Annotated in this window: 13 protein-coding genes and 1 tRNA gene; 7 read left to right on the top strand and 7 right to left on the bottom strand. The window is 59.3% G+C overall.

The genetic code is table 11. The annotated features are described in order from the left end of the window. Nucleotides 1-5: 5 nt before the first annotated feature. Both amrS and B149_RS0108210 read left to right on the top strand, forming a co-directional pair. Nucleotides 6-1,022 carry an AmmeMemoRadiSam system radical SAM enzyme gene (amrS, locus tag B149_RS0108215; RefSeq protein WP_026167528.1) on the top strand — a complete coding sequence of 339 codons (1,017 nt, stop codon included), beginning with the start codon at nt 6-8 and terminating at the stop codon, nt 1,020-1,022. Between the two features lie 42 nt (nt 1,023-1,064). After that, nucleotides 1,065-1,141 (top strand) — tRNA-Pro (locus tag B149_RS0108210). A gap of 214 nt (nt 1,142-1,355) precedes the next feature. Here B149_RS0108210 and B149_RS0108205 read toward each other — a convergent pair. The 3 genes from B149_RS0108205 to B149_RS0108195 all read right to left on the bottom strand — a co-directional run bounded on the left by B149_RS0108205 (nt 1,356) and on the right by B149_RS0108195 (nt 5,603). Beyond that, nucleotides 1,356-3,233 carry a TRAP transporter large permease gene (locus B149_RS0108205; protein ID WP_018124705.1) on the bottom strand — a complete coding sequence of 626 codons (1,878 nt, stop codon included), beginning with the start codon at nt 3,231-3,233 and terminating at the stop codon, nt 1,356-1,358. 33 nt (nt 3,234-3,266) lie between these two features. Beyond that, nucleotides 3,267-4,286 (bottom strand): TRAP transporter substrate-binding protein, encoded by a 1,020-nt coding sequence (locus B149_RS0108200; protein ID WP_018124704.1) that lies wholly within the window; start codon nt 4,284-4,286, stop codon nt 3,267-3,269. Between the two features lie 480 nt (nt 4,287-4,766). After that, complete coding sequence (locus B149_RS0108195; RefSeq protein ID WP_018124703.1) at nt 4,767-5,603, bottom strand: amidohydrolase family protein; 837 nt, start codon at nt 5,601-5,603, stop codon at nt 4,767-4,769. 144 nt (nt 5,604-5,747) lie between these two features. On the opposite strand from B149_RS0108195, the gene B149_RS0108190 reads away from it, so the two are divergent. From B149_RS0108190 to B149_RS0108165, 5 genes are all read left to right on the top strand, one after another. Beyond that, nucleotides 5,748-6,476 carry a sulfite exporter TauE/SafE family protein gene (locus tag B149_RS0108190; protein WP_040372471.1) on the top strand — a complete coding sequence of 243 codons (729 nt, stop codon included), beginning with the start codon at nt 5,748-5,750 and terminating at the stop codon, nt 6,474-6,476. Nucleotides 6,477-6,509: 33 nt separating this feature from the next. After that, nucleotides 6,510-7,958, top strand: coding sequence for a sigma-54 interaction domain-containing protein (locus B149_RS0108185; RefSeq protein WP_018124701.1), 1,449 nt, complete (start codon nt 6,510-6,512; stop codon nt 7,956-7,958). Nucleotides 7,959-8,362: 404 nt separating this feature from the next. Beyond that, nucleotides 8,363-10,858: a (2S)-3-sulfopropanediol dehydratase gene (hpsG, locus tag B149_RS0108175; protein WP_018124699.1), complete on the top strand. Its 2,496-nt coding sequence runs from the start codon at nt 8,363-8,365 to the stop codon at nt 10,856-10,858. Nucleotides 10,859-10,954: 96 nt separating this feature from the next. After that, nucleotides 10,955-11,884 (top strand): (2S)-3-sulfopropanediol dehydratase activating enzyme, encoded by a 930-nt coding sequence (gene hpsH / locus B149_RS0108170; protein WP_018124698.1) that lies wholly within the window; start codon nt 10,955-10,957, stop codon nt 11,882-11,884. A 207-nt stretch (nt 11,885-12,091) separates the two neighbouring features. After that, nucleotides 12,092-12,958: a carbon-nitrogen hydrolase family protein gene (locus B149_RS0108165; protein ID WP_018124697.1), complete on the top strand. Its 867-nt coding sequence runs from the start codon at nt 12,092-12,094 to the stop codon at nt 12,956-12,958. Here B149_RS0108165 and B149_RS0108160 read toward each other — a convergent pair. The 4 genes from B149_RS0108160 to B149_RS0108140 form a co-directional block, all read right to left on the bottom strand. Further along, nucleotides 12,955-14,193, bottom strand: coding sequence for a cation:proton antiporter (locus tag B149_RS0108160; protein ID WP_018124696.1), 1,239 nt, complete (start codon nt 14,191-14,193; stop codon nt 12,955-12,957). The genes B149_RS0108165 and B149_RS0108160 overlap by 4 nt on opposite strands. Before the next feature lie 58 nt (nt 14,194-14,251). Next, nucleotides 14,252-14,764 carry a phosphate-starvation-inducible PsiE family protein gene (locus B149_RS0108155; protein WP_018124695.1) on the bottom strand — a complete coding sequence of 171 codons (513 nt, stop codon included), beginning with the start codon at nt 14,762-14,764 and terminating at the stop codon, nt 14,252-14,254. Between the two features lie 228 nt (nt 14,765-14,992). Further along, nucleotides 14,993-16,744, bottom strand: coding sequence for a methyl-accepting chemotaxis protein (locus B149_RS16775; protein WP_018124694.1), 1,752 nt, complete (start codon nt 16,742-16,744; stop codon nt 14,993-14,995). 300 nt (nt 16,745-17,044) lie between these two features. After that, complete coding sequence (locus B149_RS0108140) at nt 17,045-17,821, bottom strand: ATP-binding protein (protein WP_018124693.1); 777 nt, start codon at nt 17,819-17,821, stop codon at nt 17,045-17,047. Nucleotides 17,822-17,869: the final 48 nt, after the last annotated feature.

Below are 17,869 nucleotides of genomic sequence, written 5' to 3'. Positions count from 1 at the left end.
GCCAGATGACGGAAGCCAGATTGTGGAAAGCATTGGACGACGGGCGGGTGCAGTGCCGACTGTGTTCGCATTTCTGTCTCATTGAAGACGGCAGCCGCGGCCTCTGCGGGGTGCGCGCCAATATGGGAGGACGGCTCGAAACCCTTGTCTATGACCATGTGGCCGCGCTTGGTGTGGATCCGGTGGAGAAAAAGCCCCTGTATCACTACAAACCCGGCACCACCACGCTGTCTTTTGCCACGCAGGGATGCAACTTCGCCTGCACTTTCTGCCAGAACGCCACGCTGTCGCAGGCTCCCAAGTCCGGAGCCGAGCCGCGTGGCGAGCGAGCCACACCGGAGCAGCTGGTCCAGGCCGCGTTGGACAACGGCTGCGAGAGCATTTCCTACACGTACTCCGAGCCGACGATCTTTTTTGAACTCATGCAGGACACCGCGCGGCTGGCACATGAAAAGGGGCTCGGGAACATCATGGTCTCCAACGGGTTCCAGAGTCCGGAATGTCTCGATGAGCTCGACGGCCTTATTGATGCTGCCAATATCGACCTCAAGGCGTTTTCGGAATCGTTCTACCGGGACATCGTGGGCGCAAAGCTGAAGCCGGTGCTCAAGAACGCCAAGCGCATCAAGGAGATGGGCTGGTGGCTCGAAGTAACCACGTTGCTCATTCCGGGCAAGAACGACGACGAAGAAGAGCTCAAGGGACTTGCCCGCTACATTGCCAACGACCTTGGCACGGATACGCCGTGGCACCTGTCGCGGTTCCATCCGGATTATCATATGCGCGACGTGGCTCCCACTTCGGTGCCGAGTCTGGAAAAGGCGTGGAGTTTCGGGCGCGACGCCGGGTTGAAGTACATCTACATCGGCAATGTTCCGGGGCACGACTATGCCAAGACCCGTTGTCCGGGCTGCGGCGAAGTGGTGCTGAACCGTGCTGGGTTCTCGCTCTCCTTCAGCGCAGTGAGCGACGGTCATTGCAGCGCCTGCGGCGAGCGAATAGCGGGCGTGGACCTACCTTGACGCTTGCGCTTCCTGCCGCTTTAGCGTAGGAAATCCACCGCTCGGGGCGTGGCGCAGTTTGGTAGCGCGCCAGTTTTGGGAACTGGATGCCGGGAGTTCAAATCTCTCCGCCCCGACCATATTTTGCAAGCGACTTCAGGATATTCCTGAGGTCGCTTTTTCTTTTGTGGAGAAAACTCGCAATATTTCGGGGTTCTGGGTGGATGAAGGGTAGCCTGTTTGGATGTTCTGGCGAATGTTTTTGGGGAAGGGCCCGTTTAACTCTTGCAGCCAAAAGAAAAGCCTCCGAGCAAGGGGATGCTCGGAGGCTTTTTTGTTGGATTGGGTGCCGGGCTAGTCGCCGATGAACATCAGCGAGATTTCCGGAATGTAGGTGACGGCCATGAGGACGAGGATCAGCAGGCCGAGGATGGGCAGTATCTGCTTGGACACGTCTTCGAGCTTCACTCTGCCGACGCTACTGGCCACGAAGAGGTTGACCCCCACTGGCGGCGTCACGAAGCCGATGGCGAGGTTCACTACCATGATGATGCCGAAATGAACCGGATCCACACCCACCTTGGTCACGATGGGCAGCAGGATCGGCACGAGGATGACGATGGCCGCCAGCGCTTCCATGAAGGTGCCGATGACCAGCAGCAGGGCGTTGATCAGCAGCAGGATCAGGATTTTGCTTTCGGTCATGCCGAGGATGAACTCGGCGATCTTGGATGGCACCTGCTCGACGGTCATGACGTAACCGAAGATGGTGGCCATGGCCATAAGGATGATGACGATGGCGGACGTGGAGCAGACGTTGATGAACGTGGGTACGATGTTGTCCTTGTTCAGTCCTTTGTAGACGAAAAGGCCCACGATGAGGCCGTAGAACGCGGCCACGGCTGCGGCTTCCGTCGGGGTCATGAGGCCGCCGTAGATGCCGCCGAGGACGATCACCGGGACCATCAGGGCGAGCTTGGCGTCCCAGAAGGCCTTGCCGATGGACTTGAGGGAGCGTTCCTTCTGTTCGCCCATCCAGCCGTTTTTCTTGGAAACCCAGTAGCTGAAGGCCATGAGCACGAGGCCGGTGAGCAGGCCCGGAAGCACGCCCGCGATGAAGAGCTTGCCGATGGAACTCTGGGCGGCCACGCCGTAGATGACGAACGGGTTGCTGGGCGGGATCATGACACCGATGGCACCCGCCGCCGCGACGATGGCGCAGGCGAAGTACTTGTCATAGCCGCGCTCGATCATGGCGGGGATGGTCAGCGAGCCGATGGCCGCAACCGTTGCCGGACCGGAGCCGGAGATGGCGGCGAAGAACATGCACGTGGCGATGGTGGCCAGAGCCATCCCGCCGGGCAGCGGCCCGAGCAGTTCGTCGGCCAGATTCAGCAGCCGGGTGGAGAGTCCGCCGGAGCCCATGAAGATGCCCGCTGCGATGAAGAACGGGATGGCCATGATCGGGAAGGAGTCGATCGAGGTGAACGAGACCTGCGCGATGTAGTCCACGGGCAGGGTGCCGGACCCGATGAGCGTGACCAGCGAGGCCAGCCCGAGGCTGATGCCGATGGGCACGCCGATGATCAGGAACAGGATGAAGTAGCCGAAGAGGATGGTGGTGGAGGCCAGATTCACGCCGAGCAGCACCGGGGTGAATATGGCCGCGGTGATGGCGAATGCGGTGAGCGTTCCGACGGTGCCGGCCACCTTTGCTTCCTTCCATGTATCCTGCACGAGGCGGATGCACATGAGGCCGAAGCCGATGGGCAGGATCAGGTAGGGGATGTAGTAGGGGATCTGCAGCGCCGGGGCGATCTGCGGGTAGCGCATCTGGAACTGGACCAGATCGGTGCCCATGACCAGAACCACGGCTCCCAGCAGCAGGAAGCACAGGTTGTTGACGATCCAGAATATCTGCTGCCACTTCTCGGGCAGACGGTCGTACACGAAGTCCACGCGGATGTTTTCGCGCTTTTTGATGGCCACCGAGGCGGCGAGGTACGATATCCAGATGAAGATGAACCGGGCCAGCTCCTCGGTCCACACGGCGGAGCCCGCTCCGTCGGTGAACTGGGTGATGACGTAGCGGTACAGGGTCTGGAACGTGATTATGAGTATGATGGAGAGCAGCCCGGCGAACAGCAGGGGCTTCTCGAAGTTTTCATCAAGCCAGTGCAGCAGGCCCGTCTTGGGCTCGCCGGGGTGCGTGGCGGTTGCGACGTTTTCCATGTGACTATTCCTTATGCGTATCGAAGCGGCAGACTACTGCTGCACTTCCTTGACCATGGTGAACAATTCCGAGGGAATCTTGTCGGCGAACAGGTCCCAGACCGGACGGGTCTTGGCCTTGTATTCGGCCAGTTCCTCAGGCGTGAGCTTGTGCACCTTGATGCCCTGTTCGATGAACTTCTGCTCGGCTTTCTTTTCCAGCTTGGACGTGATGGAACGCTGGTAGTCGAGAGCTTCCCTGGCGGACTCCGTGATGATGGCCTGCACGTCGGCGGGCAGTTCATCCCAGAAGTCCTTGTTCATCATGAGGATGTGCATGGAATAGTTGTGGCGCGAGTCCACGGCGTAGCGGATGACTTCGTCGTGCTTGGCGTCGCACAGCAGGGAGAAGGTGTTGCCTTCGCCGTCCACGGTGCCCTGCTGCATGGCGGTGTAGGTCTCGCCCCAGGCGATGGGGGTGGGGCTCATGTCCAGCGCCTTGGCGACTTCGATCTCAACCGGGGAGGCGGTGACGCGGACCTTGAGTTTCTTCAGGGTGTCGGCCGTGGAGATGGGCTGACCCGTGGTGACGAAGTTGCGGTAGCCGTACTCGCTGAACATGATCGGCTTGAGGTTGATCTCGTTGGCGAGACGATCGAAGAAGTCGCCGAGTTTGCCTTCGTCGAGCGATTCGTAGATCTTGTCCTGATACTTGATGTCGGTAATGTACGGCAGGTCGAAGATCATGAAGTACGGCGAAAAGTTTGCCATGTTCGGCGAAGAGCTGGATGCCATTTCCAGCGAACCGCGCTGAACGGATTCCATGGCGACGCGGTCGCTGCCGAGCATGCAGCTGCCGTAGACTTCCACCTGAACCTTGCCGTCGGATTTCTTTTCGACGAGTTCCTCGAACTTTTCGTAACCCAGCGTCACGTTGTTGCCCGGGGCCATCGGATGCGCCAGCCGCAGCTTGATGATCCCGTCGTCATCGCTTCTGCCGAGCTTGCATCCGCCAACCAGCAACAGCATGCAGGATAGCAGGATACCCAACCTAATGGTCTTGAAGTTAAGCACCGTTCCCCCTCTAGTTGTCTAAGTTTCTAAGAATAGTGAAAAAATCCATTGTCTGCCCCTGAAAAAGCAAATGGTATGCCACCTCTTGTGCGAGATTGAACAAGCGGATTTTTTTTCAGGCGCATAATGCTCGCAGGAGTCGAAACGGTGCTCGTCTGCTGAAAAAGTATTTAATATTAAATGCTTGCGGTGGCGCCGGGCAAGGTCGAGCCCGGAGGGGCGCCGGGGTGAGTTGCCTTTATCAGTTGCCGTGCGGTGTTGCAAATCTGCATTGTCGCCTGCCGGGATGCGCCATTATTCACATAACAGGCTGATATGACGGCCCTGTTCCGATTGGATGCACAAATGCATCGTGTTGCATGTTTGCATCGTATCGAATAGAAGCGCGTATGCGTTTTCGGGGCGCAGGGCGTAAAAAAACCTTGGCCGGGAGTGCCGACCAAGGTTTGAAGCAGTCTTTAAGATGTTCTTGTTTATGTATTAAACACCAAGTATTCCGGCTGCGTTTTCGTACATCACCTTTGCGTAAACGGATTCTTCAAAGGCCAGTTTTGCGTACTTGTCGAGCTGTTCCCTGTAGTCGATGAACGGATGAGCGCTGGCAAAGAGAAGTTTGTCGCCGATGATGGTGTTGGCTGCCTCCACGTAGGCATCGGCCATGGGCCAGAGTTCGTATTCGGATATTTCCATGAACACGTTCTTGTTGCGCTGGGCCACGATGATGGCTTCGTTGACCCACGGGTAGCCGCCGTGGCTGATCACTATCTTGAGTTCCGGGAAGTCGCGGGCGACGAAATCGATGTAGCGGGGGGCGACGTGGTCGATGACCGCACCGGGCACGAAGCTGGCGGTGCCGGTGGTGAAGATCATGGGAATGCCCAGCTCGCAGCATTTGGAGTAGATCGGATAGTACTTGGCGTCGTTGGGATAGATCTTGGCGAGATACGGGTCGATGGCCGCGCCGTTGATGGTTTCGTTTTCCGTGACGGCCTTTTCGAGGTCGCGCACGGCATCCATGCCCTTGTGCGGGTCAACGCCCCAGAAGCCGACAAACTTTTCGGGGGCCTTGGTACAGAAGTCGAGGACCGCGCCGTTGCCGTTTGCCATGGAGGCGTAGGTGGTCTCGCAGTCGCGGCCGGTAATCACCGCCTTCACCACGTTGTTCTGCTCCAGGCCTTCGATGATCTGCCCGAACGGCTCCGGTTTTTGTTTATGGAAATCAATCGCTTCGCACAGGTCCTTGAACATGACGCTGTTGGCGATGCCGTTGATGACCTCGGGGGTGTTGGGACGGAACCTGAAATCGATGACGTTCATTATGTTTGCTCCTTTGTGTGTGATTGTCCGACTGACTCAGGCCGGTGAGCAAGCTCCGTACCAGCGGGGGGTGAGCGCTCTGTCCCCCTGTTGGAGGCATTTCAATGGATCAGAAGGATGGCAGGCAAATTGCTTGAGCAAGGCATGTTGGAAATAGCACTTTTCTGCGGGGCATGGTTTGTGGCCGGTGTGGTCAACAACCTTGCGGGCTTCGGGGCCGCCATGGTCGCCATGCCGTTGGTGGCGTTCGCAATACCGCTTGAGGTGGCCGTTCCCAGCTCCACGCTGATCGTGCTGACGCTCAATCTCCAGCTCGGGTGGGCCTATCGGCGGCACGTGGACTGGCTTGCCATGCGCTTTCTCATTCCGGGCGGGATAGCGGGCGTCGCCGTCGGACTGCTCATCATGCGGGATGTCTCAAACGAGGAACTCAAGCTCGCCATGGGGCTTTTGCTGATAGCTTACGGGCTGGTTTCGCTGTTGCGTCCCGGAAGTTTTCAGGGCAGTGGCGTCGGCAGGGTCTGGGGGCTTGCCGCCGGATTCTGTTCCACGCTGCTGGGGGTGCTGTTCGGATTCAACGGGCCGCCGCTTGCGGTGTTCACTTCCATGGGCGGATGGAGCCAGCAGGCGGCCAAGGGCATACTGGGCGCTTGCTTTATCGTGACCGGCATCACTATAGTGACGGGCCAGACGCTGGCGGGCGTGCAGACCGCCCGGACGTTGACCTACTACGCCGCGGGGTGTCCCGCGGTACTCCTCGGCGGCGGCGTGGGCATACTGGCTTCCCGGTTCGTGACACAGAACGTCTACCGGAGGCTGGTGCTGCTGCTCATTCTGGCCGCGGGCGTGGCGGTCACGTATTCCAGCATTTAATCAAAGGTATTTACGGGCATGAAAGGAAATAGCATGAGCCAGGAAGCGCCGCGCAAGCCGCGTCGGATTCTTCCCAGGCAGAAATATCTCATATCCAGTTATCTCTGCCACGTGTTCGACACCATGAGTGACGGGCTCTACATCACGAACAAGGAAGGGGAGACCCTCTCCGTGAACGTCATGTACGAGAACCTCACCGGCCTCAAGGGCGAGGATCTCATCGGGAAGAATGTTAACGATCTCGTGGATAAAGGTGTCTTCGACCTTGCGCTGAACTCCAAGGTCGTCAAGACCAAGAGCTCTGCCACGGCGGTGCAGATGACGGAGAAGGGCCGCAAGGTCGTGCTCATGGCCCACCCCATCTTCGACTACGACGAGGACGTGGAGCTTGTAGTCACCTTCGTCCGCGATATCGCCCTTATTTCCCAGCTCAAGGATCAGGTGGCCTCCCAGAAGCAGCTCATCGAACAGTACAAACAGGAGATTCACCAGAAAAGCGAGTCGCTGTACCTCGAACCTTCCAGTCAGGTCATGATCAACCTGTTCAGCCAGATAGAGCAGGTGGCCAAGACCGACGCCACCATCCTTTTCCTCGGTGAAACCGGCGTGGGCAAGGACATCATGGCGCGCGAGGTTCACGAAAAAAGCCCCCGCAAAGGCCAGCCGTTCTTCAAGGTGGACTGCACCTGTATTCCGGAAAACCTCATCGAGTCCGAGCTGTTCGGCTATGCGCCCGGCGCCTTCTCCGGTGCGGATTCCAGAGGCAAGATCGGCATGTTCGAGATGGCGGACAAAGGGACCCTGTTTCTTGACGAGATAGGCGAGCTGCCGCTGAGTATGCAGAGCAAGCTGCTGCGCGCCCTGCAAAACAGCGAGATTCAGCGCGTGGGGGCCACCAAGGCCAAGAAGATCGACGTACGCATCATCGCCGCCACCAACCGCGATCTGGAGGAAGAAGTCCGCGAAGGCCGCTTCAGAAGCGACCTTTTCTACCGGCTTCAGGTGGCGGTCATCCAGATCCCACCCCTCAGGGACCGGGGCGAGGACATCCCGGCCATGCTGCATTTCTTCCGCAAGCGCTTCAATACCAAATACAAGCGGAACCTTCAGATTTCCGCAAAGGCCGAAGAGGTCATGCTCTCCTACCGCTGGGACGGCAACATCCGCGAAATGGAGAACCTGATGCACAGCCTCGCCGTCACCAACAAGGACGAGCGCGTGGAACTGAAGCACCTGCCGAATCGGATGCTCAATTTCAGCCCGGTCCGGTGCGAACCGGCCCAGCTCGACTTCGGCGTGGAGCAGGAAGAGGGCAAGGACCTCAAGACCATCATGGCGGAGATCGAGGCCAAATATCTCCAGCACGCCATAGAGCGGTACGGTTCCATCACCAAGGCTGCCGAGGTCCTTCAGGTCAACAGGACGACCATTTTCAGGAAGCTCAAAAAAATCGGAATCACCAAGGAAGATTTGGGAGAGTAGGCGATTCGTCTGTCGTAGCTGCCGATGTCCCTCAGGGCCGTGCCGGAATCCGGTACGGCCCTTTTTGTTGCTGCATATCGGAACGCTGCAAACCTGCATCGCGATGCATATTTGCATCGTTTTCATATATCATTAAAATGCATGAAGATTTTTCACAGGGCGTTTGTGCGGTGCATTTCTGCATCGTTTCGGGGTCGGCCTTATGGATCGTTGTTTTCCCTTAGAGGGGGTGGGTGTGAAAGATGCTCTTTTTTTCCAGGTGGTTATCAGTAGGGTGGTCCTGTTTGTCCCATCTGGCACAAGGATTGCCAAAGAGAGTGCAAGCGCGACGACGCGCACCGAAGATGGAGAGCTTTCCCAGATCGAAAGCGACGATATAGAACCCAGCCAAGGAGTATGAATCCATGTTTAATGTCCATTGCTGCGATGCCGTGACACCTCATGAACAGCGCCTTCAGGACCGTATCGAAGGCAAGGAGGACGTGTTCCGCAAGAATCACGCCCGTGTCTTCAAGATCCTCGACACCATCGAGAACCAGAAGCCGCAGATCGATGTGGAGCGCGCCCTGTACTTCACCCAGTCCATGCAGCAGACCGAAGGCGAGCCGCTGGTCCTGCGCTGGGCCAAGGCCATGGAACATGTCGCCGCGAACATGACTGTCTACATTGATGACGACCAGCTGCTGGCCGGACGTGCAGGCTATCAGGGTCGTTACGGCATCCTGTACCCCGAACTGGACGGCGACTTCCTCGACATGGCCGTGGAAGAGCTGCCCAAGCGTGAAGGCTCTCCGTTCTCCATCACCGAGGAAGACGCCCGGATCGTGGTTGAGGAGATCGCTCCCTTCTGGAAGGGCAAGACCTACCATGAAGCCCTGAACGTGGCTCTCCCCGAGGAAATCCACAAGCTCACCTACGATGACCCCGAGGGACTGAACTCCCGCTTCATCGTCAACGAGACCTCTTCCTTCCGCTCCTCCCTGCAGTGGGTCCACGACTACGAGAAGATTCTCAAGCGCGGCTTCGGCGGAATCCGTCAGGAAGCACAGGAAAAGCTGGACGCCCTCGATCCGTTCTCCCCGCGGGACAACGCCGAGAAGAAGCCTTTCTACGAAGCAATCGTCCGTGTCTGCAACGCCGTTATCCACTGGGCCAATCGCCACGCCGACCTGGCCGAGAAGATGGCCGCCGAGGAATCCGACGCCACCCGCAAGGCGGAGCTGGAAACCATCGCCGCCAACTGCCGCCGCGTGCCCGAGCATCCGGCCCGCAACTTCCACGAGGCCGTGCAGTCCCAGTGGTTCACCCAGATGTTCTCCCGCATCGAGCAGAAGACCGGCACCATCATCTCCAACGGCCGCATGGACCAGTACTTCTACCCGTACTACCGCCAGGACGTTGAAGCCGGCATCCTCACCGACGATCAGGCCATTGAGCTCATCGAGTGCATGTACGTTGGCATGGCCCAGTTCATCGACCTCTACATCTCCCCGCAGGGCGGCGCCTTCAACGAAGGATACGCTCACTGGGAAGCCGTGACCGTCGGCGGCCAGAACAAGGAAGGCCTCGACGCCACCAACGAGCTGACCTACCTCTTCCTGCGCTCCAAGCGCGAGTTCCCGCATCACTACCCGGACCTCGCCGCGCGCATTCACGCCCGCTCCCCCGAGCGCTTTCTCGCCGAAGTGGCCGAGACCATCAAGGAAGGCTCCGGCTTCCCGAAACTCATCAACGATGAGGAAGTGATCCCCCTGCACCTTTCCAAGGGCGCAAAGTTCGAGGAAATCTACGATTACGCCGTCTCCGGCTGCGCGGAAATCCGCATGCCGAACCGCGACACCTACACCTCCGGCAACNCCTACATCAACTTTGCCGCAGCACTCGAAATGGCCATGTACAACGGCCGGATGCTCAAGCACGGCGACGAACTGCTCTCCTTCGAATCCGGCGACCCGCTCAGCTTCGAAACCTGGGACGAGTTCTTCGACGCCTACAAGGCACAGCAGATTCACTTCCTGAAGACGGCCTTCACCCAGCAGTACCACGTCATCAACAACCGCAAGAACCACTTCGCCACGCCGTTCGGTTCCGCCATGCACGACCTCTGCATGGAACACGCGGTTGACCTGCACCAGCCCGACGTGCCCGGCGGCATCGACCTCGGCTACTTCGAGTTCATGGGCGTGGGTACCGTGGTGGACTCCCTGTCCGCCATCAAGAAGCTGGTCTTCGAAGAGAAGAAGCTGACCATGGAAGAAGTGCTCGACGCCTGCCGCAGCAACTTCGAGGGCCGCGAAGACATCCGTGCCATGCTCCAGAACGTTCCCTGCTACGGCAACAACGATCCGTATCCGGACTCCATAGCCAAGGAACTGGACCGCATCTGCGTGGACTTTGCCAACAAGTACCAGCAGGAACTCGGCGTTCACCTCGACGTGCGCTACGTGCCCTTCACCTCGCACGTCCCGTTCGGCAAGGTCGTTTCCGCCACTCCGAACGGTCGTCAGGCATGGACCCCGCTCTCCGACGGTTCCTCCGCATCCCACGGCGCCGACCGCAACGGCCCCACCGCGGTGATGCTGTCCAACTACACCACCAAGAACTTCAACTACCGCGAGCGCGCAGCGCGCCTCGTGAACATCAAGTTCACCCCCAAGTGCGTGGAAGGACAGGAAGGCACCAAGAAGCTCGTGGACTTCATCCGCACCTTCTGCGACCTGCGCCTGTGGCACATTCAGTTCAACGTCATCAACGCCGAGACGTTGAAGGCCGCCCAGAAGGAACCGGAAAAGTACCGCAACCTGATCGTGCGCATCGCCGGATACTCCGCGTACTTCTGCGACCTGTCCAAGGATCTGCAGGACGACCTGATCCGCAGGACCGCGCACGAGACCATCTAGAAATAGCGCACAAAGCACGGCAATACCGGCATGGGGCGGCCTTCGGGCCGCCCCGGCCATGAATACTCCCAAGCCTGCAATGACCAGAGGTTCATCATGAGTTCCCTTCTCGACCAGAAAGTCGCCGGCAACGTCTTCTCCATCCAGAAATATTCCGTTCACGACGGACCCGGCATCCGTACCCTCGTCTTTCTCAAGGGCTGCCCGCTGCGCTGCAAGTGGTGCAGCAACCCGGAATCCCAGCTTCCGAACCCGGAGCTGGCGTACAACCGGAACAAGTGCCTCGGGCTGGACAAGTGCGTGCGCTGCAGCGAAGTATGCACCGCCGGAGCCATCACGGAAGGCGAGGACGGCAAGATCGACATCGACAGGGACATCTGCAACGACTGCCTGCAGTGTGCCGAGGCCTGTCCTTCGCAGGCGCTCATCATCTATGGTGAGAAAACCACGGTCGATGCCGCGCTCAGGCGGGTCGAGGAAGACGAAATGTTCTACGCCCGCTCCGGCGGCGGCTTGTCGCTTTCCGGCGGGGAACCGTTCATGCAGCCCGAGTACGCCACGGCCCTGCTGCGCGAGGCGCGTCGACGCTACGTGGATACCGCCGTGGAAACCTGCGGTGCCGCGAAATATGATGATTTCAAGGAGGCGCTCGCCTACGTCAACACGCTCATGTACGACGTGAAATCCATGAATCCCGAAAAGCATAAGGAATACACCGGCCTTTCCAACGAGCGGATTCTGGAGAATCTCCAGCGCATCCGGGCCGACTATCCCAATCTTCCCATCAGGGTCCGCACACCGGTCATCCCCGGCTTCAACGACACCGAAGCGGACATCAAAGCCGTCATCGACTTTCTTTCCGACCTCCCCGGCAGGAAAGTCGAGTACGAACTCCTTGAGTACCATCGCATGGGTCAGCCCAAGTACGAAAGCACAGGTCGTGAATACCCCCTTCCCTCCGACCTGAAACTCGACCCCGAAGTCTTCAACCGTCTCAAAAATCAGGTGGAAGCCTACAACGGCTAAACGAGTACGTACTTCTCCTGCGGTGGTGGAAACGCCCGGACCTGTTGGTTCGGGCGTTTCCTTTTTGGATTCCCCGCTGCTGCCCTTACCGTCTTCAAACAGCCGAAGTGGTGGGTAGCGAGACTGAAGTCGGGGTGTCTTTTGACCGCTTGCGCCGCCTGTGGCAAACAGGGTCTCCACGCAATTGATTCAGTAAAGGAGCCAAGCATGTCCGAAACGCTTCACGTCGGGTTGATACAGATGGAGATCAGCCGGGAAACCGGTCGCAATGTGGATTTGTTCGAGGAAAAGGCGAAAGCCCTCTGCAACGATCCGCGAAGGCCGCACCTCATTGTGGGTGTGGAGTTCGGCATTGCGCCTGAGACCGTCGAGGATCCGGATGGTCCGGCCATGCGGCGTCTGGGACGGCTTGCCGCGGAGCTTGGCGTCTGGCTCGTGCCGGGCAGCCTGAAGCTGGCCGAGCCGGGGGGCGGATTCAGCAACGCCGCGCCCGTGTTCGATCCTTCCGGCAACGTGTCGGGAATCTACAGGAAAATGGTTCCGTGGGATACGGATCTGGAGAAGGGCACCGTCCCGGGCAGCGACTACCACGTGTTCGACATCGCCGAGCCGGAAGTCCGCTTCGGTCTTCAGATCTGCTTCGATGCCGACTTCCCGGAAATCAGCCGCACGCTGACCCTCATGGGAGCCGAAGTGCTCATCCAGCTTTCCATGGACCCGGACAGCATCCCGCCCAGCTATCAGCACATCAAGTACGCCCGGGCCATCGAGAATCAGGCCTACTACATCTACATGAACGGCGCATGCGACTACGGCCATTACCATCTGGCGGGCGGCTCCCTCGTGATTTCCCCCGAGGGTGACTGTCTGTTCGAAGCCGGGGAGCGGCCCACCTCCACCATCGTCAGTCTTGATCTGAACCGGCTGCGGCACTGCCGGCAGCACGGCAGCTGGGATCAGGTCGCGCAGCTGAAGGCTATGTACGATTACGCTCCGGCGCAACCTCTTGCCGGACGCGAGCCTGAAAGCGATGTCTTTGACAGGTCTCCGTTCAGGGAGTCCGAAGGGGATTAGCCTATGTCGCTGTCCTGCGGCCTGAAGCGGCCGTTGAGCATGGAATGGATGACCACGGGACTGAGCAGACAGGTGGCGGCGCAGACGATGACCATGGCGCTGAAGAGTTCTTCGGATACGGCCCACTCGCCGAGGCGCATGCCGCGCTCCATGACGACCATGGTGATCTCGGCGCGGGGAACCATGCTCGCGCCGAGCAGGGCGCCGGTGGGCAAATCCCGCAGCACCCACGCCGGGCCGCCTGCCGTGAGCACTTTGAGTATCACGGCGGCCGCGAGCAGCACGAGCCCGAGCTGAACGGAAACGCCCAACACCGCGGGGTCGATCTCAAGCCCTATGTTGATGAAGAAAAACGGGCTGAAGAAGTCGTAGATGGGAAGGAAGGGGGCTTCGTCCTTGACCGCTTCCGGGTCCCGGCTGAAAAGAAGCCCTGCGAAGAAGGCCCCGATGGCGAGGGAGAACCCCAGCAGCCCGGCAAGCGAGGCGATGATGAAGCCGAGGCCGGTGATGGAGAGCATGTATCCTTCATCCGGCTCGAAGCTTCTGAGAAATTTCGAAACTCTCGGTTCGAGATATTTGCTGAAACAGACGCAGAAGACAACGAACGCGCTGAATTTTATCGCGAACCATCCTGCGGTGATGCCTGCATTCATCAAGATGTGGCCGTGTGATGCTCCGTCGTGCAGGGCCGGAAGGAGAGTGAAGAGCAGGGCCATGAGCACAACGGCACAGATGTCGTCGAATTCCGCAAGGTCCAGAAGCAGGTTGCCCTGACGTGTCTTGAGCGCGCCGCACTGCTCCCAGACCTGAATGGAGACTCCGACGCTCGTGGCGGTGAAGGCCACGGCCACCACCAGCGAAGGAATCCATGAAAGGCCAAGGAGGTGGTGTGACACGAGAAAGCCGCCCGTGGCGCACCCGGCTATGTTCACGATGGAAATGATCCCGGCTGATCTGAACTGCTCGATCAGGCCGGATAGTTTGGATTCCAGCCCCACCCGGAACAGCAGCGTAACCAACCCCACCTTGCCCAGAAACGCGAAGAGCGCGCCATGTCCCTGGGGCAGCAGCCCGCCGTGCTCCTGCATCAGCCTGAGGGCGAAGCCGAGCAGCAGGTAGCCAACCAAGGGCGGGACCAGCGTCTTGGAAAGCGCCTGCCTCATGAACATGGTCAGCACGAGAATGGCTCCCGTGGCCAGCACCATGAGCGAGAGGTTGTCCATCAGCTCATGCATGTCGATAATCCTGTCGTCTTCATGGTCGCAAAGGCGAGCGGGAACCAGTTCCGCATTACTATTCCTTCTTGCGCCCGAAGCTTATGCCCCTGCCGTGGCCCACGAAAAGGTAGCAGATGCCCAGCGCCGCAAGGACAGAGCCGAGGGCGAATATCTCCATGGGATCCAGTTGCTTGAAATCCAGAACAATGACCTTCCGCGCGGCGGCCATGACGGCGGTGTCCAATACCAACCGAACGTGGATGATGTCGCTCTCCAGATACATGACGATGTTCGCGAATATTTCGATGGCGATGAGCACGGCCATGAACGCGCCGAAGGTTGCGAGGATGTCGTTGATGTTCAGCAGGAAGTGAGGAGGAGTGGAGAGCTTGGTGTAGAGCACCCAAAGCACGTCCAGGATGCCCCAGAGGATGACGAAGACCATCAGGAAGGCAAGAGCCTTGACGGCATACCGGATGATCCGATGCAAAAAATCTATTTGGGGATCGTCGGACCCCATCAGGTGGCAGTCCTGTTTGGACCCCGGCGTGGTCTCGGGGCGGTCCCTGTCGCAGGAAGGTTCGTTCATGCTCGGTCCTTGTTTTTTGCGTGCATGTTGATGCCTTGAGAGGCTTTACCTATTCTCAGGAATATAGAACATGATCGGCACAATTTTCAAGATGCATGGATCGGCGTTAGTTGCGGAAGGCGGTACCGAGACTCGCAAGGCTTTGACTTCCATGCCCGCCTGAAATGAAAAATCCCCCGCAGCGTCGAGGCTGCGGGGGATCCGGGTAGTTCTTTTGGAAACCGTGTATCAGCGGCGGACTTCGTCAAGCTGGCGCATGATTCCGTTGAGTTCTTCGGCCAGCTCGGCAACATTTTCGATGGACTCGACGGAGCGGTTGACGTTCTCGAATGTTTCGCTGGCCACGCGGTTCACGTCGGTGGTGTTGCGGGTGATTTCCTCGCTTGCGGCGGACTGTTGTTCCGCGGCGGTGGCGATGGACTGAATCCTGTCGGCGGTGTCGGTGACGATCCGCACGATCTGGTTCAGCGACTCGCCCGCTTCGCTGGTCAGGCCGGTGCTCTTGGACACGGCCTGCGCCACCTTGTCTATGGCCACCATGTTGGAGCTTGCGCCGGTCTGGATGCCGGTGACCGAGTCGCCGACCTCCTTGGTGGCCTGCATGGTTTTCTCGGCCAGCTTGCGGACTTCGTCCGCGACCACGGCAAAACCGCGACCGGCGTCACCGGCACGAGCGGCCTCGATGGCTGCGTTCAGGGCCAGCAGGTTGGTCTGGTCGGCAATGTCGGTGATAACGCTCATGATCTGGCCGATCTCGTCCACCCGGCGTCCGAGGTCGTCGAAGGCGGTCTTCATGGAGTCCACCTGCGTGCTGACCTCTGCGGTGGCCTCCACTACCTGATGCACTATCTGCGAGCCTTCCTGCGCCTTGGAGCGCGCGGAATCGGCCTCCTCGACCGCGTTGGTGGCGTTGCTCGCCACCTCGGAGACCGTGGCGTTCATCTCTTCCATGGCGCTGGCGGTCTCTTGAACCCGGTCGCGCTGCAGGCTGGCCCCGGAGCTGATCTCCTTGACCAGCCCGGAGAGGTTGCCGGATTCCGTGTGCAGCTGTTCGGCTATTTCCGTGGCCTTGCGGGCAACTTCGGTCATTTCGGTCATCAGGGTCGTGACGCGGGCGCTTTCGCCGTCGGCCTGCTCGCGGGCGCGTTCGGCGCTTTCAGCTTGTTCTCTGGCGCGTTCGGCCTGTTCCGTGGCTTCCGCCATGCTGACCTTGAGGTTGGCTGCCATCTCCTGCAGCGCCTCGACCATCACCCGAATTTCGCCGTGGAAGTTCTCGGCCTTCACCTCGGCCTCATAGTCGCCGGAGGCGAGGCGGCGCGTGAATTCAGTGGCCTCACCGAGGGGTTTGAGGATGGCCCTGAGCAGCAACAGGCTCAGGATGAGCATGATTGCGGCCACGCAGGACGCCACAATGAGAACAGTCCAGCGTGCGGTGGAGAGTTCGGCCTCGAACGATGTGACACAGTGCGCGTACTGGGCGTCCTTCTGCTTGACCAGCGTCCCGAAGTACTTGCGGGACTTCTGGGCAAGGGGGGTGGCGGAGCGACCGTAGTCAGGATACTTGGTATAGCGTTCGGACTTCGGCAGATCGCGCAGGGCGCGGGCGAAGCGGCGCCCGTCCTCCACGAAGCCCAGTGCGGCAGTGCGGGCCTTTTCGATGAGTCCGCGCTCTTCCTGATTAATTGCGGAATCTTCCAAGATTTTGAAATTCTTTTCGATTCGTTCAATTCGCTTGTCGAGCTTGCCAAGGTCCTTGTCGATGTCGCTGCCCAGCATGATGTTGCGGGTCAGGCGGCTGACGTAGTTCATGTCGCGGGTGATGGCCAGCGAAGCAACCTGCCCGTCCAGCGCCTCGCGCTTCATGCTCTTGAAGCGGCCTTCGATTTCCACGAGCGTCGCCGAGGAGAGGATCAGTATCCCGATAATGGACAGGATACAGAAGCCGATGACCCCCACGAGTTTGAATTTGAGAGTTTTCATTTTATCGAACACGATAGGATTTCCCCCTTACATGGTCCCTCACCCGGTTCAAACCGGCTGTTGGTGTTTGAAACAGCCCGGGATAAAGCAAGAAAAGTTCCATGAAGGCAAGAACAACTTATATATTCCAATGGTCTGTATTGACTGAATGTTTTATTTGAGGTGGCCGAATCATCAAAGGGAAAGGGCTGGGGAAGTGAAAACTTCGGTTTGCGTGGTGCATAGCCGGGTATGCAGCGTAAAATGCAAAAAGCCGACCCGAGAGTCTCGAATCGGCACTTTGCGAACGGAAAGAGTGGGTTAAAAACCGAGTGAGGCCAGTAGCGAGCGAAGGGTCTTTTCGATCTGCGGGGTCTCGGGAATGCCGAGCACGTTGCCGCTGGTCATCTGGCGTTTTGCAAGGCCGTCGAGCGGGGGGATGCTGATACGCCTTTCGGGCAGTTCCGGGAGTTCCGGCTGATCGCCGCCGGTGTATCGGTTAACGGCCAGCACCTGATTGGTCAGGCCGAGGTCCGAGGCCATGCGACTGACGTCGGCAGCCACCCTGAAGCTGCGAAAGCTCGGCTCGCTCACGACCACGAGACCGTCCACGTGCGTGACCGTTCCGCGTCCGAGGTGTTCCACGCCTGCTTCGAGATCCACCAGCACGCAGTCTTCGCTGTCCATGACGAGGTTTGCAAGAAGCGCCTTGAGCAGAGCATTGGCGTCGCAGGCGCAGCCGCCGCCCGCATTCGTAAGCGCTCCCATGACCAGCAGCCGCTTGCGCCCCGGTTCGATGCCGGGTGTCGGTTCGTCGCAAAGCGGTACGTCCACCGCAAGGGTTTCCGGCAGATCGCCGACCTCGGGGTTCAGATTCAGGAAGCCGCCTTCGTGGATTCGCTCCCTGACCAGATCCTGCCGGGCGATGATGGGTTCGGGCAGGGCGGCCTCGTCAAGACCGGATGCCTGCCCGAGAGACAGGGCCGTGTCGGCGTCTATCATCCAGACATTCTTTCCCTGACGGGCCAGCATGTCGGCCATCCATGCGGTGAGCGAGGTCTTTCCCACGCCGCCTTTTCCTGCGAAAGCGAGCTTCATTCGGGGTGCTCCGGTGGTGAAAACGGGGGCGGAAAGGCCCGCCCCCGG

The sequence above is a fragment of the Desulfovibrio oxyclinae DSM 11498 genome (assembly GCF_000375485.1).
Lineage (GTDB): Bacteria > Desulfobacterota > Desulfovibrionia > Desulfovibrionales > Desulfovibrionaceae > Pseudodesulfovibrio > Pseudodesulfovibrio oxyclinae.
Note: the sequence above shows the minus strand (reverse complement) of the source record. Positions and strands in the feature narration are given on the sequence as shown.